Source organism: Pantoea sp. V106_11 (genome assembly GCF_029967885.1).
GTDB lineage: Bacteria > Pseudomonadota > Gammaproteobacteria > Enterobacterales > Enterobacteriaceae > Pantoea > Pantoea ananatis.
This window is the reverse complement of sequence record NZ_JASCAK010000028.1, coordinates 239,389-265,421: the sequence shown is the minus strand read 5'-3', so window position 1 is coordinate 265,421 and position 26,033 is coordinate 239,389. Positions and strand designations below refer to the sequence as shown.

The window sequence follows — 26,033 nt, the reverse complement described above, 5'->3', positions numbered from 1 at the left end:
ATGAAAACCAAACTGAATGAACTGCTCGAATTCCCTACCCCATTTACCTACAAAGTAATGGGGCTGGCACAGCCGGAGCTGGTTGATTTGGTGCTTGAGGTCGTGCAACGCCATGCACCCGGCGATTACAGCCCAGAAGTGAAACCCAGCAGCAAAGGTAACTATCACTCGGTAAACGTCACGATCAATGCCACCCACATCGAGCAGGTCGAAACCCTGTACGAAGAGCTGGGCAAAATTGAAATCGTGCGGATGGTGCTGTAACGCTGTCAACACTGGTCAGCGGGTCAGGCTGCGCAGATAACGCGCTGACCCGTATTTTCTGCCCTACCGGCCCAGCCGCTCTGTACTCATCCTCTCATCCCGAAGGCGTTTAACTTCATCGCCGCCAGCGTTATACTCAGCGTCTCCCCTCTTTAACGGATACTCGTTTTGTCTGCAGACACGCTTCTTATTCGCCAGTTTGGGTTATGTGACTGGCAATCGACCTCAGACGCCATGCACCACTATACCGATCAGCGCGATAGCGAAAGCCGGGATGAAGTCTGGCTGGTGGAACATTATCCGGTCTTTACACAGGGCCAGGCGGGAAAAGCCGAGCACCTGCTGATGCCCGGCGATATTCCTGTGGTACAAAGCGATCGTGGGGGGCAGGTGACCTATCACGGGCCAGGACAACAGATCATGTATGTTCTGATTGATGTGAAACGCCGTAAAACCGGCGTGCGTCAGCTGGTGACCGCCTTAGAAGAAACGGTCATTGCCGTACTGGACCGCTTTGGCGTGGCGGCGCGGGCCCGACCCGATGCGCCAGGCGTCTATGTTGGGGATGAAAAAATTTGCTCGCTGGGGCTGCGCATTCGTAAGGGCTGCTCGTTTCACGGGCTGGCATTAAATGTGGCGATGGACCTGTCGCCATTTTTACGGATTAACCCGTGCGGCTATGCCGGAATGCACATGACGCAGCTGCAACACTTCCGGCCTGAAATCACGTTAGGCGATGTTCAGCCGTTGCTGGCCGAAACCTTTGCCCGCCAGTTGGGTTATCAGCAGGTTGAATGGCATCAGGATGAAAACCCACGCTGAGTTAACGGTGAATGCGTATTTACAAATATGTAACTTATCGGTGGTGTCTTTGGCTGCTTCCTGGCCGTTGAGATGATATAATTTTTGCACTTTTTTCAAATAAAGTTGAAAGCCGCCTTCTCTGATTGAGTGAGACAGCTTTCAAATCGCAATCCGACCGGAACCTGCTGATTTATGAGTAAACCAATTCAGATGGAACGCGGCGTCAAATATCGTGACGCAGACAAAATGGCGCTGATCCCGGTGAAAACCGTGGCCGTCGACCGGCAAGAGATTCTACGCAAGCCGGAGTGGATGAAAATCAAACTGCCGGCGGACTCCAGTCGTATTCAGGGCATTAAAGCCGCAATGCGTAAAAACGGGCTCCACTCCGTTTGTGAGGAAGCCTCCTGCCCTAACCTTGCTGAATGTTTTAATCACGGCACGGCGACCTTTATGATCCTGGGCGCGATCTGTACCCGCCGTTGCCCGTTCTGCGACGTGGCCCACGGTCGTCCTAACGCACCCGATGCAAACGAACCGGGTAAACTCGCCCAGACCATCGCCGACATGGCACTGCGTTATGTGGTTATTACCTCGGTGGATCGCGACGATTTACGTGACGGCGGCGCTCAGCATTTTGCCGACTGTATTACGGCTATCCGGGAAAAAAGCCCCAGCATCAAAATTGAAACGCTGGTGCCTGACTTCCGTGGCCGCATGGATCGTGCGCTTGAAATTCTGACTGCCACACCGCCAGATGTGTTTAACCACAACCTCGAGAACGTGCCTCGCGTGTATCGCCAGGTACGGCCGGGCGCAAACTATGAATGGTCGCTGAAGCTGCTGGAACGCTTTAAAGAAGCCCATCCCGAGGTACCGACAAAATCCGGTTTAATGGTAGGCCTGGGAGAAACTAACGCTGAAATCGTCGAGGTCATGCGTGACCTGCGTCGTCATGGCGTGACAATGTTAACTCTGGGTCAGTATCTGCAGCCCAGCCGCCACCATTTGCCTGTTCAGCGCTATGTCAGCCCGGCGGAATTTGATGAAATGAAAGAAGAGGCACTGGCGATGGGCTTTACCCATGCTGCCTGCGGTCCTTTTGTCCGTTCGTCTTACCATGCCGACATGCAGGCAAAAGGCCTGGAAGTGAAATAACCGTTCGCCTGCTGGCTGCCTTAAAAAGCAAAAAACCAGATTGCCCGCAATCTGGTTTTTTTATGGCTGTCAGAAATAAAAATTAACACTTTTCTAAAACTGACGCCGCGTTAATCTTTATGAGAAACGCGTTCCGCAGGGGTTTCTTCTGCCGTGGTGCGCGCTGCACTGGTGTCTTCGTCTTTCATGGCCTTTTTAAAGCCTTTGATTGCGGAGCCCAGATCGCCACCCAGAGAACGTAACTTGTTGGTGCCGAAAAGCAGTACGATAAGCGCACCGATAATCAGCAGCTTGGCAATACTGATACCTTCCATATATAACCTTTATAATCTGGCGAATAACGGTAACGCTTATTTAGGCGCAGTTTAGCGCTAACCTCAAGCGTAATCTGTAACAGATTAAGATCGCGCAGCGGCGCCGTCAGGTTTCAGGCCCAATCGGCTAGCGATGATCCCTGCCCCCGGTTAGCGCGTTCCATCCAGTTCGGGCCGGCTAAAACGGCGGTTATCCAGCACCGGCAGCATTGCGCGCGCTGTTGCGATTCTTTGTGGATCGAGCTCGGCAAAAATAAGTGCCCGGGACTCGGCCGCCCGGCTTATCGGTACGCCAAGGGGATCGACCACCATGCTATTGCCAATATTACGCATACCGCACTCGCCTACAGCCACCACATAACAGGTATTTTCCAGCGCGCGCGTGCGGGTAAGTAAATCCCAATGCATCTCTTTTAGCGGCCCTTTGACCCATGCGGAGGGTAAGACCAACACCTCGGCCCCCTCCAGCGCCAGACGCCGCGACAGCTCGGGAAAACGCACATCGTAGCAGGTCATCAGCCCGACTTTCATGCCCGCAACGTCCACCAGCGGCGGAATCTCTTGTCCGGCTTCAACCCGCTTTGATTCCTGCATCGCGAACGCATCGTACAGATGCAGCTTGCGGTATTCTGCCACGATCTTGCCATCGCGAATGACCACCAGCACGTTAAACACTTTGCGCTCACTGCCCGGCATATGCATTCCCAGCACGGTAGTCAGCCCATGGCCTTTGCTGGCGCTAAGCAGTTGCGACAGAAACGGCCCGTCAGGCGACTGAGCGGCTTCCAGTATGAAATCGGGATTAGTGATATCAGTGGCCAGCACCGCTTCTGGCAGAACCAGCAGATCGGCCCCGGCACGGCTGGCCTGGTCCATCATGTCCTGGCAGGTTAGGGCGTTTTCCTGCCAGTCACGCTGAACCGCAAATTGCCCTAATGCGACTTTCATCGTGGGTTCTCCCTGAAAGCAGTACTGCCGTGATATACAGGCCCTTTGGTAACCTTTCAATGCTCTTACAAAGGCTGAAGGGCTTTCACATGGTAGCGTGGTGATTCAACATAGCCTTCACGGCCATAAAACTGGTTAGCTTTAAGACGTGAAGCATGACAGTGAACTTCCATGCGGTCGCAGCCGTGCTGCGCTGCCAAGGCTTCTGCATGCTGGAGCAGTTTCTGGCCCACACCTTTGCTGCGCTCACCGTCCGCGATGCAAAAATAGCTGATACGGGCAAAATCCCCTGCCAGCGCCAACTGAGGGATAAAATGCAGGGAAAGGAATCCCAGTACATGATTACCCTGTTCTGCGATCAGCAGCTTTTCATTGGGGTCCGTCATAAGCTGGGCCAGACGTTGTTCAATAAAATGCTCTGTACCGCCATAACCGAGTTCACTTAACAACGCGCTCAGTACGAAGCTGTCCTTCGCCTGAGCCGGACGAATATCCATCCTGGCACCTCTTTATCTGTTATGCGGAGAGTCAGTTATAACCTGAGACGCGCTAAAATGCTCCCCCTGCGAGTTGTTATGATTATGTTACAAGGATTATCTGTGACTCGCGCCGCAGTTTACTGGCGGTTATCGTGCTGCAGTAGCCTGTCTGGCGCAGTGTGCCAGCGTGATATCGAAAAGCGCGGGAGGGCGTGATGTGCAGGAAATGATACGGGGACGAGGCAGCGGCAGCACTGCAATTGCGCCTTAAAGCCGTTTCATCCTTCAGCCAGAAATGTGACACGTACCGGCATAAAAAAACCCGCCAGAAGGCGGGTTTTTAGAATTCTGACTGTTAACTTACAGACTGATAACGTTAGCAGCAGATGGGCCTTTTGCGCCGTCAGTGATTTCAAACTCTACACGCTGACCTTCAGCCAGAGTTTTGAAGCCATTGCTCTGGATCGCAGAGAAGTGTACGAATACATCTTTGCTGCCATCTTCAGGAGTAATGAAACCGAATCCTTTAGATTCATTAAACCACTTAACGTTACCTTTAATCTTAGACATCTATATTACCTTTACATGAAAAATGGACACTAAACTGTGTCGCCATCTAGTACAGCAATTGCTGAGGGTTTTGTCCAGCCTGATTTGATGAAAAAGTGATAAATATCGCTATTATTTACCCTTTGGTTACTTTTTCACTGGCTCCAGAGCTTAAAACTGCCAGCGCAGCCAGGCAAAATACACGTTCCCGTTGTTGTAAGTACCTGGAATATAAGTCATTTGAAAGTTCAGCGAACCATAACCTATTGACGCCAACGGTAATATGGCCGGAACGGGATAGTATCCCCAGTTATGCCGTGCCGTTACCCCTGCGGTATAGCCCAGACCATAGTGAAAATTTTGATCCTGCAAAGGTCGCCAGGTGGCCTCCCAGCCGTAACCGCCAAACGGTTCCCACTTGTTGAAAGAATCTTTGAACGCCATCAGGTAAAGGCCGTGCCAGTTCCCTTTCTCATCGTAACGCGAAACGCCACCACCGGCGCCCCAGGGACGTTCGTTATATCTGTGAATATGCTCTTCATCATACGTCCAGCGGTTGTGCCAGGTGATGGCGGGCACATAAACATCAATTGCATCAGGCTGTTGCCAGGTTTGCTGGACGTTGCCGGTAAAGGTATCCCAGCCTGATTTAATCTCTTGGGAGAGCATAGCGGCCTGGAGGGAAAAAGAAAAAAACAGCGCCAGTAATGGAGCTGATAACATTGTTAAAAGGTACCTGTTCACTTCGGTATTACCTGTCTCTTATTGATTGAACGCAGTGTTCCATGCTGAAAATCAGCAACGGGAAGACCCGCCTGACCCGAAATTTAAAAAAAAATGCTCAGGGTATTCAGCATGTAATTATCATTGACGTAATAAAGCACGAGCAATTTTAGCGCAAAAAAGATGAACCAAGCCCAAACAGCAAGAACTTTCAACATTTCCACTAAGTTCTGTAGTTTTCACAACCAAACTCAACACTTACGCAACATCACGTCGCGCCTTCATACAGGCGCCGAACGGGGCGAGCAGTGATAAACAGCGACTTTTACCACACACCACCTCAGGTAAACCACATAAAGAATGATTAAGGGTCAGGGTAATGCCAGTAAAAATGCGCTCGCTTAACCAGGTAGCAGGTAGCAGGATGAAAATCTTACAGGCTCGCGGTGTCAAGAGAAACGCTCGCTGGTCGGGCTGCGGGCACCCGTCAAGATGCCCGTCGAATCAGAAAATCAGTTTGAATACCCCTGTCAGGGTCAACAGTCCCACGATAAAAATAATGGCGATAATCCACAGAGTTATTTTCATTTCCTCTCCCTTACCATTAAAAAACATTCCCATAACAGTATAGGCAAAATTCAGCGATGTGCTTTTTGCTTATTGCGTTCTCAACTATGAAAGCAACATTCAGCTTTAATTGTTATTTTCTGTGAGAAGCATCGCATAGCGGCCTTTTTGTCGCCCCTGTCGCTTCGTTTTAAGAATCATCTCTGGCTAAAATTTAGGCGGACAGGACAGCTCGACGGTTTTGACACTAAAAATGCAAAGCAGGGAGAGAGACCTTATGAGTAGCATTAATACCAGCATGGGCCGCTACAGCCTGAAGGCAAAAGACAGCGGTGAACAAATCAAAGGTTTTTTCGCCATTAATGATGAAGGCGGCACGCAACTTACCCGACAGGAATTTGCGGAGCATTACCTTGATGATGTGGTGAATAACGTGATTTATCCGGTTACCGGAGGTAACCGGGAGATCGCCCGCGCACTGCGAGAACAGATGGTAAAAGCGGGCTTTGAAGCGTCAGATTAACAGCAGGGGCCGCCATGTTTCGCGGCCCTTTTGTCACGTGCAGGCGCCTTTACACCACGTAAGAAAGTAGCAAGCATCCCACTAAACCACACACTGATATAATCGTTTCCAGTGCTGACCAGGAGCGGATGGTTTCGCCTATCGTCAGGTTGAAATACTCTTTAAACAGCCAGAATCCTGGATCGTTAACGTGTGAAAAAATCACACTGCCCGACCCCACGGCTATCACCATTAATTCAGGACTGGCACCGCTGGTTACAATTAACGGCGCGACAATGCCTCCGGCGGTAATCGCCGCCACGGTTGCCGAGCCAAGCGCGATACGCAGCACAGCAGCAATAGACCAGGCCATAAACAACGGCGACAAATTGGTGGCATGCATCATATTGGCAATGTATTTATCCACGCCGCTGTCCACCAGAACCTGCTTGAAGGCCCCGCCGCCCCCGATAATCAGCAGCATCATGGCAATAATTTTGATGGAATCGCTTAACGTGTCCATCACCTGTTCCATGCTGCGCCCGCGGTTCAGACCAAAGGTGAAGATCGCAATCAGCACGGCAATTAGCGTCGCCATAACAGGATCGCCAAAGAACTCGGCATAAGGCAACAGCGCGTGTCCCTTGGGCAGCACCATCTCCGCTACCGCACGCAGTGCCATCAGGATGACCGGAACAAGCGATGTCCAGACGCTGACGCCAAAGCCTGGCATTTCGGCTTCACTAAAGGTTTTGGGGTTGTAGAGCCCTTCAGGGATAGGCTTATCAATGCCTTTGAGGAAACGCGCGTAAACCGGACCCGCCAGGATAACGGTCGGAATGCCCAGTAAGGTACCAAAAAGCAGGGTTTTTCCCATATCGGCGTTAAACAGCGTCGCTATTGCCGTGGGGCCAGGATGAGGCGGTAAAAACCCATGGGTGACAGACAACGCCGCCGCCATAGGAACGCCAACAAACAGCAGCGGTACCCGTGCAGAAGCCGCAACGCTAAACACCAGCGGCAGCATCAGCACAAAGCCCACTTCGTAGAACAAGGCAAAACCAACGATAAAACCGGTCAGCACCAGCGCCCACTGGATGTGCCTTGTGCCAAATTTATCGATCAACGTGGTGGCGATACGTTGTGCACCGCCACAGTCGGCCAGTAATTTACCGAGCATGGCACCAAATCCCATGATCAGCGCCAGTCCGCCCAGCGTCCCGCCGACGCCGTTTTTAATCGAAAGAATGACTTTGTTGACCGGCATGCCCTGCATGATCCCCACCGCCAGGGCGACTAAAATCAGTGCGATAAAGCCGTTGAGTTTAAAGCGAATCATCAGCAGTAACAGTAATGCCACGCCAATCGCCACATAGAGTAATGGCATAATTTTTCTCCACCTGATGCTCTGAATCTTCTCAGTGCCGCTTTGTTATCGTCGTCCCGGAGGACGCGCAAAATTGGGGCGCTGCCATGGTCGTAACATTTTGACAACCCCTGTTACCGATAACATGTTAAGGGTAACATCCGTGTTAAAGCATCACTCCACGTCGTTGAATTTGCGTTTTGCGAAGACGATCAACTTTTGCTCCCCTCGCTATAAGAAAGTTTCGCGGGGCCGATCGCCCGCTTTTCGTTACACTCAGATTTTAGCGAAGATATAAAAGGATGCGCTGGTGAGTGACAATCTGAGTGAACTGTACAGCAATCAACAAACCCTTTTCGGCCAGGGAAGCCTTAACAAACTGATTCCCCTGTTGGCCGCCCAACCCCAGGCTACCCTGCTCTTTTGCGGCCGTTCGTTCTTACAGGGCGACGCCTATGCCCGAATTAAAACCACGCTGAACGATCACATTGTGGGTTATGAAATTGTGAGCAACGAGGCCTCGCCTGCCGATATTGATGGCTGGGTGGCACGTTGGCGCGGCCATGTCGATCGGGTTATCGCCGTAGGAGGCGGCAGTGTTCTGGATGCCGCCAAGGCCTTCAGCGCCATGATTCAGCACCCGCTTCCCACCGCCCGCTACCTGGAAAAAGTCGGAGACACGGCAGTCAGCGCCGTTACCTTGCCGCTCATCGCGATTCCCACCACGGCGGGCACCGGCAGTGAGGTCACGCAGAACGCCGTCGTGACTGACCAGCGGGATATCCAGATAAAAGCATCGTTGCGCCATCCGGTGTTCGTGCCACAGGTCGCGATTCTCGATCCTGACTTGCTTAAGGGCGCCCCCGATAAGGTGCTGGCCACCTGTGGAATCGACGCGTTTACCCATTTATTTGAAGCCTATCTTTCCAGCAAGGGCAACCTCTTTACGCGCCAGTTAGCCCTTACCGGACTGCGTCAGTTTATTCAGGGATGGCCTCGGCAAAACCAGCAAGACGAAACCGGCGATCGCGCGCGTGAGGCGATGATGATGGCGTCCTGGTTGGGCGGTGTCAGCCTGAGCAGCGCGGGGCTGGGCGTCATTCACGGCATCGCCGGAGAGCTGGGCGCGATTAAACCCTTCCATCATGGTGAAGTCTGCGGCAGGCTGCTGTTCACGTTTCTGGATCATCTTGCAGACAGCCAGCATGCGCGCCAGCGTCAGCTCATGGATGAAATGCATGCGCAGCTTTTTAACGAGGAGACCGATTCACCCGCGCGCTATCTTAAAGCCTGGCTACAACGCTCAGCCATTATGACGTTCTGGCAGGAGGGGCCAACGTTAAGCCCGTCGGATATCGACTGGATCCTGGCCCGGGCCAACAGTAAAAACAGCCTCGTCAGCTACAGCAAAGATGAGATGCGCGACATGATTACGCGCGCCTGGCCGGTCAGCGCGTAAGCGTAGTGCGGGCGGTGTTTTAGCCCGCACATTCCCCCTGTTCCGCCCCGCTAAAGGGCGTTTCACCTGCAAGCATTTGCTCGATCACCTGTAGCACACCTTCATCATTATTCGCGGGTGCCAGGAAGCGCGCGGCGTCTTTAACCCGCTGCGGCGCATTGCTCATCGCGAAACTGAAACCCGACTGCTGCAGCATCTCGAGATCGTTACCGCCGTCGCCAAAGGCCAGTACCCGATCGTGAGAAATGCCCCAGCGCTGCGCCAGCAGGTTCAGGCCGTTAGCTTTATGCTGACCAGGAACGATTAAGTCAACCGAACCGTGCCCGCTCGACGTCGCCGAACCTTCGTGCAGGCGCTGGATATCCGCCATTAAAGGCTCGACATACTCATCCGACAGATTAAGGGCAAACTTAAGTATCCTGTCGTCGGCAACCTCATCAAGAGAACGAATGGGCCTGAGCCGGTGGCAATAATGCCGCATCTTGACCAGCCACTTCTCATCCATCCCTTCGAAGTAGTAGGCGCTCTCACGTCCGCAAAGCAGATAGCGCAGATCAGGATAGTGGCCATTTTCAAGCGTATCGAGTACCGCATCGATGTCATTGCGGCTAAAAGCACCGCAGAACAGTTCTTCATCACGATCGATAATTAACGCGCCGTTTTCTGCGACAAACGCAATCTCACTGGCGATCTCAGGGAAAAATGAGCGGAGTTGATGGTATTGATTGCCGCTGGCCACGACAAATTTGATATGTCGCTGAGTGAGCTGGTGGTAACAGGCGAGGAACCGCGCGCGGTTATACTGCTTTTTGTCATCCAGAAAGGTGCCATCCATATCAACAGCAACCATCTTAACCGTGGTCATCAGAACTCCTTAGCCGGTAAACGTTCAGGATTAACTGTCAGAATAGCCTGGTAACGGGCGTTCGGTGCATAAAAAAGGGATGGCATCGGCCATCCCTGTGTCGCTATTGAAACGCGTTATTCAGGATTAACGAGGTAATAATGCCGGTGGCGGCGGCAATCAATACATAGTTACCGTCGATGTCGGCCCAGTGCTGACCCGGCGGCGGTTCTCTCAGACCACGCTCACGCCAGTCATCAACCCGATAATCTTCACCGCAGTACTCTCGCGGTACAGGACCACCACGGCGAAACTCATGACCGCGCCAGGCAAAGCGATCGTGATGATAATCGCGCCGCACATCTGGCGGTGGCGGGCCAGGCCGGTGGCCGGGAGGTCCATCGCGATCCAGGCCTGGCGGGCCATCGCCGTCGGGACCGCGGCCAGGATGATGCCACGGACCGTCTGGGCCGCCTGGCCCCTGTGCCAGCCCAGGGCTGCTGTACATCGTGCTGTATGCTAAAAGGGCGATAATCAAACCTGATTTTATTTTTTTCATGGTACTGCCTCCAGTGGTAACGGCGACTCAGCGCCGTTGCCATTACTATTGTCGTAACTGGAAGAAATAAGAATGACCAAAACTCTTAAAAGTCAGCGCGCTAAACAGGCGCGGACGGCGTCTCTCTCTCGTCAGGCACGCTGCATCAGGCGTGAAACACAGATACCTTGCGGAAAATCGTTTGGGGACTCAAACCTGGCGAGGCATCAAAATAAAACCCCGATCCTGAGATCGGGAAGTTATCGTCAAAGCCAGTAAACTGGAAAATGCCCCTTAAGAGAAAAAGGGAGAAGCAAAGCAGACAACACCACATCACAAGTGTCGGGATGAAATAATAACCTCTGGTCAATGACAGTTGGATGAAAAACGGCTCGGATATATTTTACATGCCGGTTTGATCCAATAAGAAATACACCGCTGCACATCGCAAACCTGAAAACGGGTGTTCAGTTTTATCCGTTCAGGCGCGCTTTACGCCTGAACGGATGACCATCAGGGGTAACTCAGCAGCACAGGCGCATCCGGTAATTTTGTAAACCTGCGGATGATTTGATGGTAATCCGCCACCGGATCGAGCTGACTAAACTGCTTTGGATACAAATCTTTTGCCAGAATCTCCATCCCGATAATGTTGTAAGGATGGTTGTAGAAGTGGTGATAGATCCCGTAGGTGCGCCCCTGTTTTACCGGCTCAATCTGCGCTAATCCTGTACGCTTCAACAACGTCGTAAAGGTTGCCGCCACCGCTTTCCTGTCCGATCCGTAACCGAACGGCAGTACATTACTGTTGGAACGTTTTGACCCCGTCATGATGTAAACGTCCGGCTTCATGGCAATGATTTTCTCAAGGGAAACAAAACCTGCGTTACCCGGCAGCAAAGTCGATCCGATATTTTTGCCGCCGACCGCTTCCACCAGTCCACCCCAGCCGCTGTGGCTATGCGTAAAGCAGCAGCTGTCGCTGTTACCGGCTATCGGTTCAATAAAGACGGTGGGTTTGGTTTTAACCTGGTCAATGCCCTTCTGCAGATTCTGCCAGTGCTGCTGGTAAAAATCGGTGTAGGCCTTCGCCTCGGCTTCACGGTTCAGCACTTTACCCAGCAGCGTAATACCCGGCACGGTGTTTTCTTTAGGATGCAGTTCATAGTCAACAAACACGACCGGGATGTTCAGGCTTTTGAGCGTGGTCAGCACTCCCGACTGCATCAGCGCAGGTTTGGCACGCAACTGCGCAATCATGATATCCGGTTTCTTTGCCAATACGCTTTCGAGGTTCACCTGCCCCTGATCGTTGAAGCCCATATCCACAATCTTCTCAGCCTGCGGCCAGGTTTTCTTCAGCAGCGCCCAGGTTTGCGTATCCTGTTTCTTTGGCAGGTTATTCCATGCCACAACCCGTTTAAAAGGGTTATCCCGGTCCAGCAGCGCCAGCGTCATGATGTCTCGCCCGTCCTGGAGAATGACGTGCTGAGGTTCTTTCTGCAGCGTAATCGTCTGTCCATCCACATCCGTTACGGTCAGAGGATAGGTGGTGGCCGAACAGACCGTTGAGGCCAGCAACGTGGCTGCAAAAATACCGAATTTCATGTTTATTAACCCTGTTGAGAAATAAGAATTATTCTCGTTAACTTTACCATGCTAATTCGTAACAAATATAAACCTTTGTTTAATGAATACGTCTGAACGCTGTCTCAGGTTGGCGCCGTCCCGGCATAAGGATCGGACGGCGCCTTGATATCAATGAGAATTACGCCTTAAGCAGCGAATAAAAAATGGCCGAAATGGCGATCAGACCGGCGAGCATCACAAACAGATTACTGAGTTTGCCACTGTATTGACGCATAGCGGGCACCCGCTGGATAGCGTACATCGGCATCAAAAACAGAATTACGGCAATGATCGGGCCGCCCAGCGTTTCAATCATTTTGAGGATATTGGGATCGAGCGTTGCCACCAGCCAGGTTGTCAGCAGCATAAACACGGCCGTCAGACGATTCAGCCTGTCAGGGGCTATCGCTTTGCCCCGGCTACGGAGCGCTTTATTCACCATGCCGTTGAACCCTTCACGTGCGCCCAGATAGTGGCCAAGGAATGACTTGGTGATCGCCACCACGGCTATCAACAGCCCAATCCAGGCGATAAGCGGCGCATTAAAATGGTTGGCAAGGTAGGACAAGATCGAAATGTTTTGCGCTTTAGCGGACTGTAAGTCTTGCGGCGAGAGGCTGAGTACGCAGCTGAAGACAAAGAACATCACGGTAAGCACCATCAAAAGGTGCGCGCAGGCCAGAATCCGGGAGCATTTTCGCTCGGCCTGCTCGCCGTACTCCTGCCGCTTCGCCAGGGCGAACGAGGAGATGATTGGCGAGTGATTAAACGAGAATACCATGACCGGCAGGGCAAGCCACAGCGTCATCCACAGATTGCGCCCGCTGCCCGCATTGAGGGTTTCCAGTGCGGCCCCGTGCCAGTAAGGAATCAGACAACACGCCATCAGCATCAACACGGCGACAAACGGATAAACCAGGACGCTCATCGCTTTCACAATCATGCTTTTGCCAAAGCGCACCACCGTCATCATGCCGATAATCAATATTAACGACAGGAGCGCACGCGGCGGCGGCACCAGGCCCAGTTGGTTCACCATCAGGCTTTCAACCGTATTAGTCATGGCTACGCTGTACATCAGCAAAATAGGGTAAATGGCAAAAAAATAGAGCAGCGTAATCAGTTTGCCCGCCCCTGCGCCAAAATGCTCTTCAACCACGTCGGTGATATCCCCTGCCGGATTGCTGCCAGAGAGGACAAAACGCGTTAAGGCCCGATGGGCAAAGAAGGTCAAGGGAAACGCCAGCACCGCCATAACGATCAAGGGTAACAGTCCCCCCATGCCCGCATTGATCGGCAGAAACAACACGCCCGCACCGATAGCGGTGCCATATAAACCCAGCATCCAGACGGTATCCGTTTTCCGCCAGCCAGTTTCATCATTAACGTGAGGGGTTTCCAGCGTGCGGGTTTGCGAGGTTTTCATCAGATCTTCCAGAATATGCATCAGCCTGAATCAAGGCTTGCAGCGGGTAAAGGGTTGGCGTTTTTCGCCATCAACGCATGTGTGCAACCTGCCAGATTCAGCCCGCCCCGTCAGGACGTAATCGATTGCGCCCCATTTTTTACACTATCTGACGGTAAAAATTCAAGTTAAGCGCCATATCGTGCACCTTTCCGGCAAAAACAGGGGAAAACGTGTGATGACGGCGTTACGGCCTGCCCCGTCCGCCATAGTTTGCGGATACCGCTCTGCTTACCCATTTTTTCCTCACTACACTTCAATCACCTTTAACATTTTGGACAGGACAGTGCGCTCAACCGCGCTGTTAATGCTGCAGTCGCCCGATCGGCGGTTGCCGTCCAGTGATTTACAGGAGTCGACTCTATGAAAGCGTTAACCTATCACGGCCCTCATAAAGTCAGCGTTGATAACGTTGCCGATCCCGGACTGGAAGCCGCCGATGATATTATTCTGCGCGTAACGGCCACGGCGATCTGTGGCTCTGATCTGCACCTTTATCGAGGAAAAATTCCCGGCACCGATCATGGCGATATTTTCGGCCACGAGTTCATGGGTGAAGTGGTGGAAGCCGGCAGTGCGGTAACGGCCGTGGCAAAAGGCGACCGCGTGGTGATCCCGTTTGTTATCGCCTGCGGTGACTGCTTTTTTTGTCATCTGCATCAGTATGCCGCGTGTGAAAACACCAACAGCGGCAAAGGCGCGGCGCTAAACCGCAAAAGCATTACGCCGCCGGCGGCCCTGTTTGGCTACAGCAAACTCTATGGCGGAGTGCCCGGTGGTCAGGCAGAATACGTGCGCGTGCCTAAGGCCAACGCCGGCCCTTTTAAAGTGCCGAACACCCTTTCAGACGAAAAGGTTCTGTTCCTGTCCGACATTTTGCCTACGGCCTGGCAGGCGGTGAAAAATGCCGAGATTAAACAGGGATCGAGCGTCGCTATTTTTGGCGCAGGTCCTGTGGGCCTGCTCAGTGCCGCCTGTGCCCGACTGGAAGGTGCAGAGCAGATCTACATGATCGATCACAATGACTACCGGCTGAATTTTGCCAGAGAGCGCTACGGCGTGATCCCCATCAACTTTGATAACAACGACGATCCCGCCGCCTGGATTATTGAGCACAGCGCGGGACACCGCGGTGTGGACGCCGTGATTGACGCGGTGGGTTTTGAAGCCAAAGGCAGCATGACCGAAACAGTGCTAACCAACCTGAAGCTAGAAGGCAGCAGCGGGAAAGCGTTACGTCAATGTATCGCTGCGGTTCGCCGTGGCGGCATTGTCAGCGTGCCCGGCGTGTATGCGGGATTTATTCATGGTTTCCTGTTTGGCGATGCGTTTGACAAGGGCCTGACCTTTAAAATGGGCCAGACGCATGTGCATGCTTACCTGCCCGATCTGTTGAATCTGATTGAAAAAGGGCATTTAACACCGGAAGAAATCGTGACGCATCATATGCCGCTGGAAGATGCCGCTCGCGGTTATGAGATTTTTGAAAAGCGTGAAGAAGCGTGCCGCAAGGTTATTCTGGTGCCTGGCATGATGCCAACCCAGGCCACGCTGTAAAAACATGGGCGGGAGATTCCCGCCCATGTTTTTTATCTGTGGGATTTGGCCTGTGCGTAAGCGGCGTCCAGATCCAGCCGCTGCCAGAATGCCTGATCGGCGCCCGGTCCACCCAGCGGATAACCGGCAGATAAGGCACTTTTCACCATCAGTTCACGGCGCTGTTTTGCGGACAGCTGGGGTAAGGCCGTTTCCAGCAGCACCTCGGCCCCGTCCGGTACCCGCAGTTTGGCCGCGTTCCCGGCGACCTTGGGTAGGTTATAGCTCATCGTAAAGCGATAAAACGGCTTCATGCTGCCATTGCCGTAAGGATCGTCGCTACCGGCAGGTTTGGCGCACGCCGCCAGGGTTGTTCCACACTCTTTTTCCAGCGCGCTACGCAGTTGTTGACGGGCATCATTGAATAACGTCCGATAAGCGGCATCGTTCAGATAATGGGCAACGTTGTATTGCGCCACCATGCGCGAGCCCATCACGTCGAGCGGGTAGTGTACGCCCAGAACCAGCCGTGAATAGCCGTAGCGTGCGCCGCGTTGCAGTAAGGCTTCAAACCGCTCCGGCACCATCTCGGCCAGCAGCAGCGCATCGGTATAGCCCGTGTTGGTGTGCCCGCTGGGGAACGAGCCGCCATCGGCCGTGTAGGGATGATTGTCTTTGATCACCGTATCATCCGGCACCAGATGAATCGTATTCCCTTTGTGCAGGAAAGGACGCGGATAGTTAAAATGTTTTTTTGCTTCACCGGTACTGACTTCACTGGCTTTGATCAGGGCTGCCGCCTTATTGATTTCGCCTTTGTCATAGGCGGCCAGGAAGGCTTTACCTAAACGCGGCCCGAGTGCATCGGCGAGAAAATAGAGATAGCTGATCCCCTCTGCGTCCGCCAGCGCCTGATGGCGCTCGCCCTGAGTGGCATTGAGGTTAATTGATGTCACCGTGGCACGATTGGCGTCCAGTACCGCTTTCGGCAGCGTGCTGAACCCTGATAACAGGGCAATACCTGCCTTTTGCAACGCAGTCCCCTGGAAATCATAACCACTGGCTTTCAGCCACTGGTAGTCAGCGAGTTTATCACTCTTCTTCGCCTGCTTGAGTTGGTCACGGCTGAGCGCAGGCGCGCCATGTTGTATGGCCGCCCGCTCTGCCGCCAGCGCCTGTAATTCAAGTGCGTTAAAAGCCGGGCTGGACGATCCCTGCGAGGTGTTGTTTGCCAGCGTGCTGGCCTCGGACAACGAAATTGCCTGTGCCTGCTGCGCCACCAGCAGTGCCGCCGCAATCAGCGTGAATTTCATTTTCATTATTATTCCTTTGATGTCTGATTATCTCTGACCTTGCCGGTTGTCACGCTAGCATTGCCCTATGACATTTTTATTTCAGCTGCTATGCCAGAGGTTTACCCCCAAAGCGCGTTGCGCGCTGAATAAACCACCGCGAACAGGCAGCAAAAACGGCCGAACCCGCTACGCTAGTGTAGGATTGACCGGTGTTATTCACAGATAACGAGGTCTTGCCCAATGGCGATGTCAAGACTACGCCCCGCCACCTCTTTACGACGTTGTGAGGGCGTTACCGCACGAATGCCGTCTGACATTGATTAAAAAACAGAATTGATCGTTGATTACCGTTGCCACATTCATACACTCTCGGGTTGCGAATGGCCGCATCGGCGTGCGTGCTTATTAAGGGATGTTTACATGAGGTTATCCAATGCGCTTTAAAGGACTTACTGTCGGGTTTTTCCTTCTGATTTTAGCAATGGCCACCATTGCCTTTTTTGAAGTATTAGCGCCCTACTTTTCGGCCATTTTGTGGGCAGCGGTGCTGGCCGTCATCTTCCACCCGCTCAAAAGGTATCTGCGCGGCAAACTGGGCGATCGTAACGGTCTTGCCTCACTGCTGACGCTGGTTTGCATCTGCCTGATCGTTTTCACCCCGTTAGCGATCATCGCCTCATCCATGGTGGTGGAGGTGAACACGGTTTATCACAAGCTGCAAACCAACTCCGCCCAGTTTCCGGTGGTCTTCGCCGATTTGTTACAGCACCTACCGGGCTGGGCTAAACATTATCTGGCTGAAAATAATCTGGACAATGCTACGCAGATTCAGCAGAAGCTGTCGGCATTTGCCCTTAAGGGCGGTCAGTATCTGGCGGGCAGCGCCTTTATCATCGGTAAAGGTACGTTCAGTTTTACCGTTGGCTTCGGCATCATGCTTTACCTGCTGTTCTTCCTGCTGAAAGATGGTTCCTATCTGGTGCATCTCATTCTGGAAGCGCTTCCGCTGTCTACCTACGTTAAACATCATCTGTTTATGAAGTTTGCCGCGGTGTCACGCGCAACGGTGAAAGGCACGGTCGTCGTTGGCGTCGTGCAGGGGATTCTGGGCGGGCTGGCTTTCTGGTTTACCGGCATCGATGGCAGCCTGCTATGGGGCGCATTGATGGGCTTCCTGTCACTGGTTCCTGCGGTCGGTTCCGCCATTATCTGGGTTCCAGCGACCATTTTCTTCTTCGCCACCGGTGCGCTGTGGAAAGGGTTGTTCCTCGTCGGCTTCTTTGTCGTGGTTGTCGGCCTGGTAGATAACATTCTGCGCCCGCTGCTGGTGGGCAAAGACACCAAAATGCCTGACTACCTGATTCTGATTACGACACTGGGTGGGATGGAAATCTACGGCATTAACGGCTTCGTGATTGGCCCGGTGATCGCCGCGCTGTTCATTGCCTGCTGGAATCTGCTGTCCGGACGCGATAACCGTGAAAACATCGAAGAGATCGATGAAGAGTTTATTGAAGAAGGAAAAAAACAGTCTGATACCGCACAACAGGATGCGGCAGAAGCAGAGGCCGCAAAGGCCGAGGCCTTGGAGGCGAAAACGGTTCCGGCCGAGCCGGCTCGAAAATAAGCCATAAAAAAACCCACCATCGGTGGGTTTTTTCACACTAAAGCGGCTTAGTTAGTCGCTTTATTTTTCAGGTCTTCAGCACCCTGCTTGGTTTTATCCCAGCCTTTCTCGGTGCCTTCTTTGGTTTTGTGCCAGCCTTTCTGCGTGCTTTCAGAAATTTTGCTGGAGGTCGAGTTGCTCTTGCCTTCTGCGGCATGCTCAGACTTCAGCTTCAGCTCTTCGCCTTTATGCTCGGTCTGATGCAGTTTTTCTTTAGCGGTATCTGCGCCTTTGTGCGCTTCAGCGACAGTTTCATCCGTTGTGGTAGCAGCGAAAACTGGCGAGGCCAGTAAAACAGCAGACAGTGCAATAATTGCTTTCTTCATCGTAATTCCCTCTTGTGTGAAATTTGTCGTCTTGCGTGATTATCCTGGCACAGGAGACCAAAGAACGATTTAAGAATAGACCTGAAATGAAATATGGCGAACCTGACTGGTTAAAAGTCCATCAGCCGCATAATCTTTTCTACCACAAATCCAGCTGCTGGCTGCCCGGCGAAGGTGATTTGGCGGCGGCTCTGGCCTTACGTACGCGCGGCACAGGCGCGGGTTGCGCCATCGCCTGATGGATCCAGTGCATAATCACCGCGACCACATAAGCCTGATGTTTATCATCCAGCGCCTGATGCTGAGCAATCCCGTGCCATTTCGCCAGACAGCCACGACAACAGGTCGCGGTGGCGTGCTGCGCGATGAAAACCGGATGGCCGCGCATTGGCGTCTGTTTACCGTCATTAGGCGGTGCGCTGGCAGCCAGCCGCTGCTGGACAAACGTGGCCGCATGGGCTGCCACATCGGCCTCTCCCTTCGTCAGGCAGTAGTCATATTCCGACCGCCCCAGACGGAAACGCTGACGAAAAGGCGATTGGGCTAAGCGCTGAAACAGCGCGTCAAAGGTGTTCATCACTGGCGCATCACCGGATTAACTTTTTCTGCCTGACAGATAGCGAACGCCTCGGTCGCCAAACGTCTCGCGGTGCGGCTGCCCTGCATGCAGGTGAAAAATATCGCCTTCGCGATAGGTGGTCGCCTGATTTTCGGTGTACAAGGTAATATCGCCACTCAGGATCAGAGCCATTGCCTCAAAGGGATGTTCATGATGATCCAGTTCGCTATTTGCGCCCCGCTCCACAATAACCGGCTCTGCAAACCCTTTTTCTGCCAGAAGGGTTCGAAATTGCTGTTCTGTCATTTGTGCTCCCGTGAGTCGTGCCATTTTCTGTCAGTGTAGACAATCCTGGCGCAGTTCGTCAGGGCCATCCCCCGTCCAGAGCTTACGTAAAGTAGCGCAAGCAAGGTTGTAAGAGATAATCCCGCATGTGTACTTTCTGGTTACTTCATCACTAACATTTCATTAAAAATGGACGAAGCATGCAGCAAAGGGTAAAGACGGCATTACTTTTAATCAACCAGCGCTCACGTAAAGGTCGCATTGATGCCGCGCGCGCCACGCAGCTGCTGCAGCAATCCGGTTTGATTCTGCTAGAACCCGCTTACGACGACAGCCGTCCTTACGCTGAGCTCATCACCGCGTATGCCAGCCAGGTGGATCTGGTGATTGTCGGCGGGGGCGACGGCACCCTCAATGCGGCGGCAGCGGGCCTTATGCAGACCGGCTTACCCTTAGGCATTTTGCCCCTTGGCACCGCCAACGATTTTGCACGTACGCTCGGGATTCCGCCTCAGCTGGAGCAGGCTGTCAGCATCATTTGCCAGGGACACGTACGCTTTGTGGATTTGGGTGAGGTAAATGGTCATTTGTTCCTGAACGTATCCAGCATCGGTTTTTCGGCAGAGCTGGCGCGGAACCTTACGGCTCAGGCCAAAAAACGCTGGGGCGTGCTGGGTTATGCTTTTGCAGCACTGCGCATCTTGCGGCAAAGCCGCCCCTTTAGTGCGACGTTACATCATGAGGGACAGGCTATTGCGATCAAAACCGTTCAGGTTTCGGTCGGTAACGGACGTTTTTACGGCGGTGGCATGACCGTAGAGCAAAGCGCGGCCCCGGACGATGGGCTGCTGGACGTCTACAGCCTGGAGTTGAAAAGAAGCTGGCAGTTGCTGGCGCTCTTCCCCTCTTTGCGGCGCGGCACCCAGGGCCGCTGGCGTAACGTACGCACCTTCAGCACCACGGCACTCACACTGCATACGCGCCGTCCGCACTACATTAACGCCGACGGCGAAATTATTGGGCAAACGCCCGCGCAGTTTTGCCTGATTAATGATGCGCTCAAGGTGCTGGCCCCTGAAAAGCGCCACCCTTAACGGGCAACATCAGCAGGCTGAGGTTTTAGCATAGCGACCAGCGCCATGCCCATCAGTCCCAGACCGATAAGCACCAGAAAATAGTAGTTCAGCAAATGCCACAGCCAGATACCGGCCACGCCGCCCACCAGAAAAGCAAGAATCGTGTAGGTATGCAGTCGCAGGCGTTCCAGATAGAGTGGCGCATCTTTGGGTGATTCTTTTCGCCGGAGGACATCAAACAGCATGGCCAGTTCGATGCCAATGTCTGTGGAGGTACCGGACACGTGCGTCGTTCTGACGCGCGCATTCGAGATACGCGTGACCACCGCATTTTGCAGCCCCATTAAAAAGCTCAGGCTCAGGATCAGCACCACACCGGATGCAGCAATGGGATAGCGGGCCTCAATCACGCCCAGCGCCACCAGCGCAATGCCTTCTATAAAGATATTCACCGCGTAAATAGTGCGAATTTTGCGTCTGCGTCCGGCATTAATAATTAATGTGGAAAAGAGCGCGCCCACAATAAACATGCAGACGATAAACAGGAAAAACAGACCGTTGTGAAACTTTGCCTTGGCCAGAAAATCGGACAGCGAAGAGACGTTACCGGTCATATTGGCGGAAAAGAATCCTACAATCTCAAACGCGGCGGTATTTAAGGCGCCCGCCACGGCGGCAAGGGTGCAGGCAAGACGGCTATCAGCGATATACGTCCGTTCTGTTTCTGTGCTGATAAGCATAAGATCCACTCTGCAAGACAACCCACTCAGGTTGGCCGATTTTACGCCAGCCGCCTGTTATCGTGAAGAAACGCCGGAATAATTTTTTAGGCGGTCTTCACGAATGGGCTTGGTAATACGCGATTAAGGCCAGCAGGTTAACGATGACCGCTGGCCTGTCTGGATGTCACAGCCGAATTTTCTTTAGTCCTTCAAGCGCTTGTTGCAGATACGCTCGCGGACAGGCCAGATTTAGCCGGATAAATCCTTTACCTTCGGGTCCAATTGGATACCCCATGAAGGGGCATGAGAAGTTGAAAAGCAGAGCGAAGATACCTGGTTGTTCGCCAGGGTTTACATCGCTCTGGAACAGTAAATTAAGCGCATGATGTCACTCTTTTATCATCTGGTTTTCCCGGCGGCGTGTTACAGAGGTTGTCTGTCCGGCATATTATATCGCGCCTACTCACCCTGGTGCGATAAAACACATCGCGTAACCGGTCAATGCCGCAGATGACAATCTGTTGCGCTTTTCATGTAACAGATCAAGATGGCGAAGCGTTAAAACATGCAGGCTCTGCAATCTGATGATTTTTTATTTGATACAGGGCCTTATGAAACGCGCGACGACTGTTTTTTTTCTTTTTCTATCGACAGTTTTAATCTCAAACAGCGCCCTTGCGGAGCGCGCACCGCTGCTGGGTAATCTGCCTGCCAGCGGACAGCAGCAGTGCGGCAAAACCATAAAGCTTCAACTGGTGAAAACGTCCGATAACATCATGCTTTTAGGTTTGAAAAACCGGGAAAGTAGTGAGATGGATCTGTTTATGTCCAGCGTGGCGTTTACTGCAGACAATACCTATTCCCGCTTCGTGCCCGTGAAGTTTGATCAGTTATCGAAGCACTTCATTGAAACGCACAATCCAGCGCTGGAAGTGGTCTGGGGCGCGGCCATAGACGATAAGAACGTGCTGAGCTATAAACTGGCGTTAGGCAGTTATACCTATTCCTGCGGTGACATTGAATCCTGGCCAAACGACACGGCAAACCAGCTGTATGGTGAATCAGAAAATGGCGCTGAAGCCGAGATAAAATAGCGCGATGAAGATCAAAACAGACTGCCAGAGTAAGTCGCGGGCAGCCCACCATGCGGTTAACGGCACGCTGTTTGAGGTGCCCGCGTAAAGCGCCCATGAACGATAGCAAAGCGTTCCTCTATCGTTGCCTGCTCACCGACAGTGACATTCTTTAAGGTCATCTCAAGCGGATAAACCTCGCTGTAACCATCCAGCGTAAGTTTCCCCTTGCCTGTTTTGACGTTATCGAAGGTGATATCGCGGTAATCCGGGATCATCGTGCCGCTCGCGTGCGTATCATAGTGCGTATCCATGACCACGGGATTGTCCACGTTCTGCATACAGACATTTTGATAGCGAATCGCCCTGACCTGCCCGCCCCGCGAGCGATCGCTTTTGATACGCAGGCCATTCGTCGTGCCGGTTAACGTCAGCCCGTCAACCAGTACATCACTAACGCCACGGTTGATTTCACTGCCAATTGACATACCGTGCCCAAAGCCAAACTGGTTATTCAGGATGGAGATATGGGAGGCAGGCGCATTGCCCGCTTTAATCGCCACATTGTCATCGCCGGTGCTGATTCGACTGTTAATTAGCGTGACATCGGAAGAACCCATCGGGTCCACGCCATCGGTGTTTCGCGCGGTGGCAGGCGTGTCGATGGTGATGCCCCACAGCGTAATGCCCTGACTGTCATTGATGACTACATGAAAGTTTGGCGCGTTCTTCAGGGTGATCTGGTACAGCGTAATATCACTGGCATGATCAATCTGAATCAGTCGCGGGGCGTTTTGCTTCGCCTCATCATTTTTGGCGCTGGCTGCCAGTTGCCACCAGGTTTGCCCCTCACCTGCCATGCTGGCAGCGCCCTGCCCGTCGATCACGCCTTGCCCGTAAATCCCGCTGCCGTGGACGTGATTAAGCGTAATAAACGCCCGGCAACCATTGCCCTGGTTATCCAGCTTCCCGCAGCTCCCGCGGCCGTTATCGTATAAGCGTGGATCCGGGATGGCGCTCAGCACCGCACCCTTATCAACCCCCAGGCTGACGCCGGAGGGCAAAGACAGGGGGCCGCTCGTCAACGTCTTTACAGTGGGCGATGGCACTAACAGTACCATCCTGCCAGGTGGGCAGTTGTTCAGCGCCTGTTGAATGTGCGGGCCGATATTGGATTGATTGCTTGCATAAATCCGCTGGCAAACGGGCGGCGAGACAGGCTGTGTCACCCTTCTTCGATCGCCAGCCTGAGCCGTAAAACTCATCAATACGCTCAAAACTGCGAACAGAATAGAGGCGCTGCGGCACATCGTCACATTCAGATTCGTCATAGTGAAAAGGCGATAAGGAAACAGGGCCTCACAATACGCAAGTCCTTCTTTGCAGGTAAAGCAGAATCACGGTAGCAGCGCCAGGAGTGGTCAAAATGTTAAATTCTTACTGCTTGCCGTTCTTCAGGTCATCATCTTTTTATTGCGCTGATGCCTGATACGCCCGGTTTGTTACCTGCTGATGCCCTGTGGTAAAAGCCGCTAAAAATCACATAATCTGTCATGACGCTCTTTGAATAAAAGGTGAGCCTGACGTGGAAAGCTATGACGCTATTTATCGTCGCCTTCAGAGGGAAGGCCATGAAGCCTGGACCGGCAGCGGTTATCAACGGGCGCATCAGCAACTTAACGCTACCATTAGCTGGCTGGGTGCTGCGCAGTTCATCCCACCTGGCGGAACGTTCCTTGAGTTGGGCTGCGGCAACGGTGCCATGGCCTCACATTGTTTTGCCGAAAAAGGCTTTCGGGTATTTGGCGTGGATATTTCAGCGGTCGCCGTGGACTGGGCCAGATCGCGATTCGAACAGTCAGGCTTAAGCGGCCATTTTGATCAGGGCGATGTCTGTGACCTGGCACGCTATCCGGATGCAACGTTTGACGTCGTCTTTGACGGCAGTTGCTTTCACTGCCTGATCGGTCCCCAGCGCGCGGCGTGCCTCAAGGCTCTGCATCGGGTTCTGGCTGCCAATGGCACATTGATCATCAGCAGTATGTATGGTGCGCCTAAACAGCGAACCGACCTTGACCGCTATGATGCCCGCAGCGGGGTTTTAATGGTTAACGCTCATCCCTGGCGCACCCTGAAGCCGCTGGATGCACTTATCGCCGAGATCGCAGACGCGGGATTTATGCTGGTTGGGCAGGCGGTGAATGTTAATCCTTGGTGGGATCACGCGACGCTGGTTTATCACAAAGCCCCTTCTCCGTCCGTAAAAGCCCAGGCGTGCTTTTTAGCGTAATGGCGCTGAAAACAGGCGTTTGTCGGTCTGTTACAGCCTTAACGCGGTGCATAAAAAAAAGCCCATAAAATGGGCTTCATCAAACAGGCAACCATTACCTGCAACATCCTGACCCGGCTGGGTCAGGATTCAGAAGTCATGTTACTGGTTAGCCGCGCGCTCTTGCTTGATCTTGTGCGCGTAATCAATGACTTCTTCACCGGTCTTGCCAGCCAGCGCGCCTTTGATCTTTTTATCGATCAGTGCGCGTCCGCCTTCGTCACCGCTGCCCGCCTGCATCAACTCTTTCATACTGACCTGGCTGAACGCAATGACTTGAATGGCGTCGTTAAAGACCGCGCGTTTATCTTCGGCAAGAGAATCACGGACTTTTTGCATAGAGGTTTGAAAGGCCTGTTCGGATGAACCATCGATCTTTGGCTCGCCACAACCTGTTAACGCGAAAGCTAATAAAATGACTGCCACTGCTTTTTTCATATCGTCTTTATCCTAAAAAAGTTCTTCGCAATGGTAAGTTTTTGTGATGTTTTTTTAAAGAACTTTTCGTGATAATGGCAAGATTTCCAACTCTTTAAGTGTGGGAAAAATACAAATCTGGCTCGCTCTCCACTGACCGCGCTTCAGCATAAAGTGGATCGGCCCAAGTACTGAAGCCATATGATTTTTATCGGGTTCGTTACAGCTAGAAAAAGCAGTCACCTTGCATACCCGAATTTGAATTAAACCGCCTGTGTTTTCATAATCAATTCTCTATTTCTGACATGAATGACAACTCCAGGTTTTTAACATTACTGCCCGACCTCTAACGCTCCTTTTTATGCATACAATTTCAATACGGTTCTATGACCTATATCCGGAGTACGCATTAGAGAGCGTCTTTTTTTCTAATCATTTCGGCTAAGAGTTATTAATCATTAAAGCGCGTCTGATAACGACGGTAATAGCATTTTTGTAAGCGTTAACCAGAAAAAGCTTTATAAGTGAACCTGGAGCGCAATAGTTTCAGACATGAATAATGCTTCCCCTTTCCCTCGAGGTTATTGGAAGAAAGCCAACAGACGCGGGCGATCTCACTTCAACTTTAAAGACTGGGTCTGTTTCATGTAGATGATTAAGCCCATTTCACTCTCCACCGAGTCCCGCTTTAGCCTGTATTTTGGTTTAAGCGCGTTGCCGTACGTGCAGCTCTTGGCCTAAGGGTATGAAACAAAAAGAATACCGCTCCCATGGAACTCCCCTGTACGTTCAAAGGGGCCATGAAGCGTCGCGGTGAGGTCAACACCATTCTCGCCGGCCTCCCCAGTTAGCGTTTCGCCCATCGCCTTGCCTCCTGCTTGCCACGTGACACGTCCGCCGTTATCAAGTGGTGTTTCATTATTTGCGTCCTGTAGTCGCAGTGTGTATTTCATCCCTGTGGTGCACTCCACCTTAACCCCCGCAGTTTTGTTGCTTCCTTCGGCATCTCTGAGCGTCAAGGTCCCGTACCCGATCTCAACGGTGGGCGTTTTCAGAGCACACCATTGGTCCACTGGGGGGATCCCTAAACACCCCCCCAGTACCCCTCCGTTCCACAGATCGGTAGCCAAGAAGGACTCC

Annotated in this window: 28 protein-coding genes and 1 pseudogene; 10 read left to right on the top strand and 19 right to left on the bottom strand. The window is 52.6% G+C overall.

Annotated elements, in window-relative coordinates; translation table 11 throughout:
* From ybeD to lipA, 3 genes are all read left to right on the top strand, one after another.
* On the top strand, positions 1–264 hold the full coding sequence (gene ybeD / locus QLG08_RS11910; RefSeq protein WP_006118404.1) for a DUF493 family protein YbeD: 264 nt from the start codon (positions 1–3) through the stop codon (positions 262–264).
* Between the two features lie 168 nt (positions 265–432).
* The gene (gene lipB / locus QLG08_RS11905; RefSeq protein WP_282472947.1) at positions 433–1,086 is read left to right on the top strand and encodes a lipoyl(octanoyl) transferase LipB; all 654 of its coding nucleotides are present in this window, start codon (positions 433–435) and stop codon (positions 1,084–1,086) included.
* 174 nt (positions 1,087–1,260) lie between these two features.
* Positions 1,261–2,226: a lipoyl synthase gene (gene lipA / locus QLG08_RS11900; RefSeq protein WP_013025007.1), complete on the top strand. Its 966-nt coding sequence runs from the start codon at positions 1,261–1,263 to the stop codon at positions 2,224–2,226.
* Positions 2,227–2,336: 110 nt separating this feature from the next.
* Here lipA and tatE read toward each other — a convergent pair whose 3' ends face one another.
* The 5 genes from tatE to pagP form a co-directional block, all read right to left on the bottom strand.
* Complete coding sequence (gene tatE, locus QLG08_RS11895; protein ID WP_013025006.1) at positions 2,337–2,540, bottom strand: twin-arginine translocase subunit TatE; 204 nt, start codon at positions 2,538–2,540, stop codon at positions 2,337–2,339.
* 150 nt (positions 2,541–2,690) lie between these two features.
* Positions 2,691–3,488 (bottom strand): deaminated glutathione amidase, encoded by a 798-nt coding sequence (locus QLG08_RS11890; protein ID WP_019106263.1) that lies wholly within the window; start codon positions 3,486–3,488, stop codon positions 2,691–2,693.
* 65 nt (positions 3,489–3,553) lie between these two features.
* A complete protein-coding gene (locus tag QLG08_RS11885) occupies positions 3,554–3,985 on the bottom strand; it encodes a GNAT family N-acetyltransferase (protein ID WP_013025004.1) in 432 nt (143 codons plus the stop codon).
* Positions 3,986–4,327: 342 nt separating this feature from the next.
* On the bottom strand, positions 4,328–4,537 hold the full coding sequence (gene cspE / locus QLG08_RS11880) for a transcription antiterminator/RNA stability regulator CspE (protein WP_006118399.1): 210 nt from the start codon (positions 4,535–4,537) through the stop codon (positions 4,328–4,330).
* A 150-nt stretch (positions 4,538–4,687) separates the two neighbouring features.
* Positions 4,688–5,260 (bottom strand): lipid IV(A) palmitoyltransferase PagP, encoded by a 573-nt coding sequence (gene pagP / locus QLG08_RS11875; RefSeq protein ID WP_029568529.1) that lies wholly within the window; start codon positions 5,258–5,260, stop codon positions 4,688–4,690.
* A gap of 823 nt (positions 5,261–6,083) precedes the next feature.
* Between pagP and QLG08_RS11870 the strand changes: the two genes are divergently transcribed.
* Entirely contained in the window at positions 6,084–6,329 is a 246-nt protein-coding gene (locus QLG08_RS11870) for a hypothetical protein (RefSeq protein WP_014606320.1), read from the top strand.
* A gap of 49 nt (positions 6,330–6,378) precedes the next feature.
* Here the strand turns inward: QLG08_RS11870 and gntT are convergent, their stop codons facing one another.
* Positions 6,379–7,695 carry a gluconate transporter gene (gene gntT / locus QLG08_RS11865; protein WP_014593160.1) on the bottom strand — a complete coding sequence of 439 codons (1,317 nt, stop codon included), beginning with the start codon at positions 7,693–7,695 and terminating at the stop codon, positions 6,379–6,381.
* 286 nt (positions 7,696–7,981) lie between these two features.
* Here gntT and QLG08_RS11860 point away from each other — a divergent pair, with 286 nt between their 5' ends.
* Complete coding sequence (locus QLG08_RS11860; RefSeq protein ID WP_282472952.1) at positions 7,982–9,133, top strand: iron-containing alcohol dehydrogenase; 1,152 nt, start codon at positions 7,982–7,984, stop codon at positions 9,131–9,133.
* Positions 9,134–9,152: 19 nt separating this feature from the next.
* Here the strand turns inward: QLG08_RS11860 and QLG08_RS11855 are convergent, their stop codons facing one another.
* The 4 genes from QLG08_RS11855 to QLG08_RS11840 form a co-directional block, all read right to left on the bottom strand.
* Positions 9,153–9,998 carry a Cof-type HAD-IIB family hydrolase gene (locus QLG08_RS11855; RefSeq protein WP_282472946.1) on the bottom strand — a complete coding sequence of 282 codons (846 nt, stop codon included), beginning with the start codon at positions 9,996–9,998 and terminating at the stop codon, positions 9,153–9,155.
* Positions 9,999–10,101: 103 nt separating this feature from the next.
* Positions 10,102–10,536 (bottom strand): RcnB family protein, encoded by a 435-nt coding sequence (locus QLG08_RS11850; protein ID WP_013024997.1) that lies wholly within the window; start codon positions 10,534–10,536, stop codon positions 10,102–10,104.
* A gap of 492 nt (positions 10,537–11,028) precedes the next feature.
* Positions 11,029–12,123 carry an ABC transporter substrate-binding protein gene (locus QLG08_RS11845; RefSeq protein WP_013024996.1) on the bottom strand — a complete coding sequence of 365 codons (1,095 nt, stop codon included), beginning with the start codon at positions 12,121–12,123 and terminating at the stop codon, positions 11,029–11,031.
* 160 nt (positions 12,124–12,283) lie between these two features.
* A complete protein-coding gene (locus QLG08_RS11840; protein WP_282472945.1) occupies positions 12,284–13,570 on the bottom strand; it encodes an HAAAP family serine/threonine permease in 1,287 nt (428 codons plus the stop codon).
* 402 nt (positions 13,571–13,972) lie between these two features.
* Between QLG08_RS11840 and QLG08_RS11835 the strand changes: the two genes are divergently transcribed.
* Positions 13,973–15,166, top strand: coding sequence for a zinc-dependent alcohol dehydrogenase (locus QLG08_RS11835; RefSeq protein ID WP_013024994.1), 1,194 nt, complete (start codon positions 13,973–13,975; stop codon positions 15,164–15,166).
* A 32-nt stretch (positions 15,167–15,198) separates the two neighbouring features.
* Here the strand turns inward: QLG08_RS11835 and QLG08_RS11830 are convergent, their stop codons facing one another.
* On the bottom strand, positions 15,199–16,464 hold the full coding sequence (locus tag QLG08_RS11830; protein WP_282472944.1) for a phosphatase PAP2 family protein: 1,266 nt from the start codon (positions 16,462–16,464) through the stop codon (positions 15,199–15,201).
* 409 nt (positions 16,465–16,873) lie between these two features.
* Here QLG08_RS11830 and QLG08_RS11825 point away from each other — a divergent pair, with 409 nt between their 5' ends.
* Positions 16,874–18,067 (top strand): AI-2E family transporter, encoded by a 1,194-nt coding sequence (locus QLG08_RS11825; protein ID WP_013024992.1) that lies wholly within the window; start codon positions 16,874–16,876, stop codon positions 18,065–18,067.
* 47 nt (positions 18,068–18,114) lie between these two features.
* Here the strand turns inward: QLG08_RS11825 and QLG08_RS11820 are convergent, their stop codons facing one another.
* The 3 genes from QLG08_RS11820 to QLG08_RS11810 form a co-directional block, all read right to left on the bottom strand.
* Positions 18,115–18,432 carry a hypothetical protein gene (locus QLG08_RS11820; RefSeq protein ID WP_013024991.1) on the bottom strand — a complete coding sequence of 106 codons (318 nt, stop codon included), beginning with the start codon at positions 18,430–18,432 and terminating at the stop codon, positions 18,115–18,117.
* 139 nt (positions 18,433–18,571) lie between these two features.
* The gene (locus tag QLG08_RS11815; protein WP_029568526.1) at positions 18,572–19,009 is read right to left on the bottom strand and encodes a DUF4186 domain-containing protein; all 438 of its coding nucleotides are present in this window, start codon (positions 19,007–19,009) and stop codon (positions 18,572–18,574) included.
* An 18-nt stretch (positions 19,010–19,027) separates the two neighbouring features.
* Complete coding sequence (locus QLG08_RS11810; RefSeq protein WP_014606329.1) at positions 19,028–19,297, bottom strand: cupin domain-containing protein; 270 nt, start codon at positions 19,295–19,297, stop codon at positions 19,028–19,030.
* Positions 19,298–19,476: 179 nt separating this feature from the next.
* On the opposite strand from QLG08_RS11810, the gene QLG08_RS11805 reads away from it, so the two are divergent.
* Entirely contained in the window at positions 19,477–20,370 is an 894-nt protein-coding gene (locus tag QLG08_RS11805) for a lipid kinase (protein ID WP_015700765.1), read from the top strand.
* Here QLG08_RS11805 and QLG08_RS11800 read toward each other — a convergent pair.
* Positions 20,367–21,092 (bottom strand): YoaK family protein, encoded by a 726-nt coding sequence (locus tag QLG08_RS11800; protein WP_014606331.1) that lies wholly within the window; start codon positions 21,090–21,092, stop codon positions 20,367–20,369. The two genes, QLG08_RS11805 and QLG08_RS11800, sit on opposite strands and share 4 nt — an antisense overlap.
* A gap of 166 nt (positions 21,093–21,258) precedes the next feature.
* Positions 21,259–21,354 (bottom strand): annotated as a pseudogene (locus QLG08_RS11795) (class I and II aminotransferase); the annotation flags it as partial.
* A 331-nt stretch (positions 21,355–21,685) separates the two neighbouring features.
* Here QLG08_RS11795 and QLG08_RS11790 point away from each other — a divergent pair.
* Positions 21,686–22,168 carry a hypothetical protein gene (locus QLG08_RS11790; RefSeq protein WP_282472943.1) on the top strand — a complete coding sequence of 161 codons (483 nt, stop codon included), beginning with the start codon at positions 21,686–21,688 and terminating at the stop codon, positions 22,166–22,168.
* A 56-nt stretch (positions 22,169–22,224) separates the two neighbouring features.
* Here the strand turns inward: QLG08_RS11790 and QLG08_RS11785 are convergent, their stop codons facing one another.
* The gene (locus QLG08_RS11785; protein ID WP_202631289.1) at positions 22,225–23,457 is read right to left on the bottom strand and encodes a glycosyl hydrolase family 28 protein; all 1,233 of its coding nucleotides are present in this window, start codon (positions 23,455–23,457) and stop codon (positions 22,225–22,227) included.
* Positions 23,458–23,732: 275 nt separating this feature from the next.
* Between QLG08_RS11785 and QLG08_RS11780 the strand changes: the two genes are divergently transcribed.
* Positions 23,733–24,437 carry a class I SAM-dependent methyltransferase gene (locus QLG08_RS11780; protein WP_282472942.1) on the top strand — a complete coding sequence of 235 codons (705 nt, stop codon included), beginning with the start codon at positions 23,733–23,735 and terminating at the stop codon, positions 24,435–24,437.
* A gap of 141 nt (positions 24,438–24,578) precedes the next feature.
* Here QLG08_RS11780 and QLG08_RS11775 read toward each other — a convergent pair whose 3' ends face one another.
* On the bottom strand, positions 24,579–24,914 hold the full coding sequence (locus tag QLG08_RS11775) for a DUF6694 family lipoprotein (protein WP_282472941.1): 336 nt from the start codon (positions 24,912–24,914) through the stop codon (positions 24,579–24,581).
* A gap of 716 nt (positions 24,915–25,630) precedes the next feature.
* Positions 25,631–25,846 (bottom strand): hypothetical protein, encoded by a 216-nt coding sequence (locus QLG08_RS11770; protein ID WP_238493098.1) that lies wholly within the window; start codon positions 25,844–25,846, stop codon positions 25,631–25,633.
* Positions 25,847–26,033 lie beyond the last annotated feature (187 nt).

What these genes read in the sequence shown, in the direction of transcription:
- QLG08_RS11810 (WP_014606329.1), bottom strand. Translation starts at nt 19,297, where the DNA reads ATGACAGAACAGCAATTTCGAACCCTTCTGGCAGAAAAAGGGTTTGCA.
- QLG08_RS11820 (WP_013024991.1), bottom strand. Translation starts at nt 18,432, where the DNA reads ATGAAGAAAGCAATTATTGCACTGTCTGCTGTTTTACTGGCCTCGCCA.
- cspE (WP_006118399.1), bottom strand. Translation starts at nt 4,537, where the DNA reads ATGTCTAAGATTAAAGGTAACGTTAAGTGGTTTAATGAATCTAAAGGA.
- QLG08_RS11800 (WP_014606331.1), bottom strand. Translation starts at nt 21,092, where the DNA reads ATGCTTATCAGCACAGAAACAGAACGGACGTATATCGCTGATAGCCGT.
- ybeD (WP_006118404.1), top strand. Translation starts at nt 1, where the DNA reads ATGAAAACCAAACTGAATGAACTGCTCGAATTCCCTACCCCATTTACC.
- QLG08_RS11870 (WP_014606320.1), top strand. Translation starts at nt 6,084, where the DNA reads ATGAGTAGCATTAATACCAGCATGGGCCGCTACAGCCTGAAGGCAAAA.
- QLG08_RS11815 (WP_029568526.1), bottom strand. Translation starts at nt 19,009, where the DNA reads ATGAACACCTTTGACGCGCTGTTTCAGCGCTTAGCCCAATCGCCTTTT.
- QLG08_RS11825 (WP_013024992.1), top strand. Translation starts at nt 16,874, where the DNA reads ATGCGCTTTAAAGGACTTACTGTCGGGTTTTTCCTTCTGATTTTAGCA.
- lipA (WP_013025007.1), top strand. Translation starts at nt 1,261, where the DNA reads ATGAGTAAACCAATTCAGATGGAACGCGGCGTCAAATATCGTGACGCA.
- QLG08_RS11835 (WP_013024994.1), top strand. Translation starts at nt 13,973, where the DNA reads ATGAAAGCGTTAACCTATCACGGCCCTCATAAAGTCAGCGTTGATAAC.
- QLG08_RS11840 (WP_282472945.1), bottom strand. Translation starts at nt 13,570, where the DNA reads ATGAAAACCTCGCAAACCCGCACGCTGGAAACCCCTCACGTTAATGAT.
- QLG08_RS11855 (WP_282472946.1), bottom strand. Translation starts at nt 9,998, where the DNA reads ATGACCACGGTTAAGATGGTTGCTGTTGATATGGATGGCACCTTTCTG.
- QLG08_RS11830 (WP_282472944.1), bottom strand. Translation starts at nt 16,464, where the DNA reads ATGAAAATGAAATTCACGCTGATTGCGGCGGCACTGCTGGTGGCGCAG.
- QLG08_RS11770 (WP_238493098.1), bottom strand. Translation starts at nt 25,846, where the DNA reads ATGAAATACACACTGCGACTACAGGACGCAAATAATGAAACACCACTT.
- QLG08_RS11775 (WP_282472941.1), bottom strand. Translation starts at nt 24,914, where the DNA reads ATGAAAAAAGCAGTGGCAGTCATTTTATTAGCTTTCGCGTTAACAGGT.
- QLG08_RS11785 (WP_202631289.1), bottom strand. Translation starts at nt 23,457, where the DNA reads ATGTGCCGCAGCGCCTCTATTCTGTTCGCAGTTTTGAGCGTATTGATG.
- QLG08_RS11790 (WP_282472943.1), top strand. Translation starts at nt 21,686, where the DNA reads ATGAAACGCGCGACGACTGTTTTTTTTCTTTTTCTATCGACAGTTTTA.
- QLG08_RS11805 (WP_015700765.1), top strand. Translation starts at nt 19,477, where the DNA reads ATGCAGCAAAGGGTAAAGACGGCATTACTTTTAATCAACCAGCGCTCA.
- QLG08_RS11845 (WP_013024996.1), bottom strand. Translation starts at nt 12,123, where the DNA reads ATGAAATTCGGTATTTTTGCAGCCACGTTGCTGGCCTCAACGGTCTGT.
- QLG08_RS11890 (WP_019106263.1), bottom strand. Translation starts at nt 3,488, where the DNA reads ATGAAAGTCGCATTAGGGCAATTTGCGGTTCAGCGTGACTGGCAGGAA.
- gntT (WP_014593160.1), bottom strand. Translation starts at nt 7,695, where the DNA reads ATGCCATTACTCTATGTGGCGATTGGCGTGGCATTACTGTTACTGCTG.
- QLG08_RS11885 (WP_013025004.1), bottom strand. Translation starts at nt 3,985, where the DNA reads ATGGATATTCGTCCGGCTCAGGCGAAGGACAGCTTCGTACTGAGCGCG.
- tatE (WP_013025006.1), bottom strand. Translation starts at nt 2,540, where the DNA reads ATGGAAGGTATCAGTATTGCCAAGCTGCTGATTATCGGTGCGCTTATC.
- QLG08_RS11850 (WP_013024997.1), bottom strand. Translation starts at nt 10,536, where the DNA reads ATGAAAAAAATAAAATCAGGTTTGATTATCGCCCTTTTAGCATACAGC.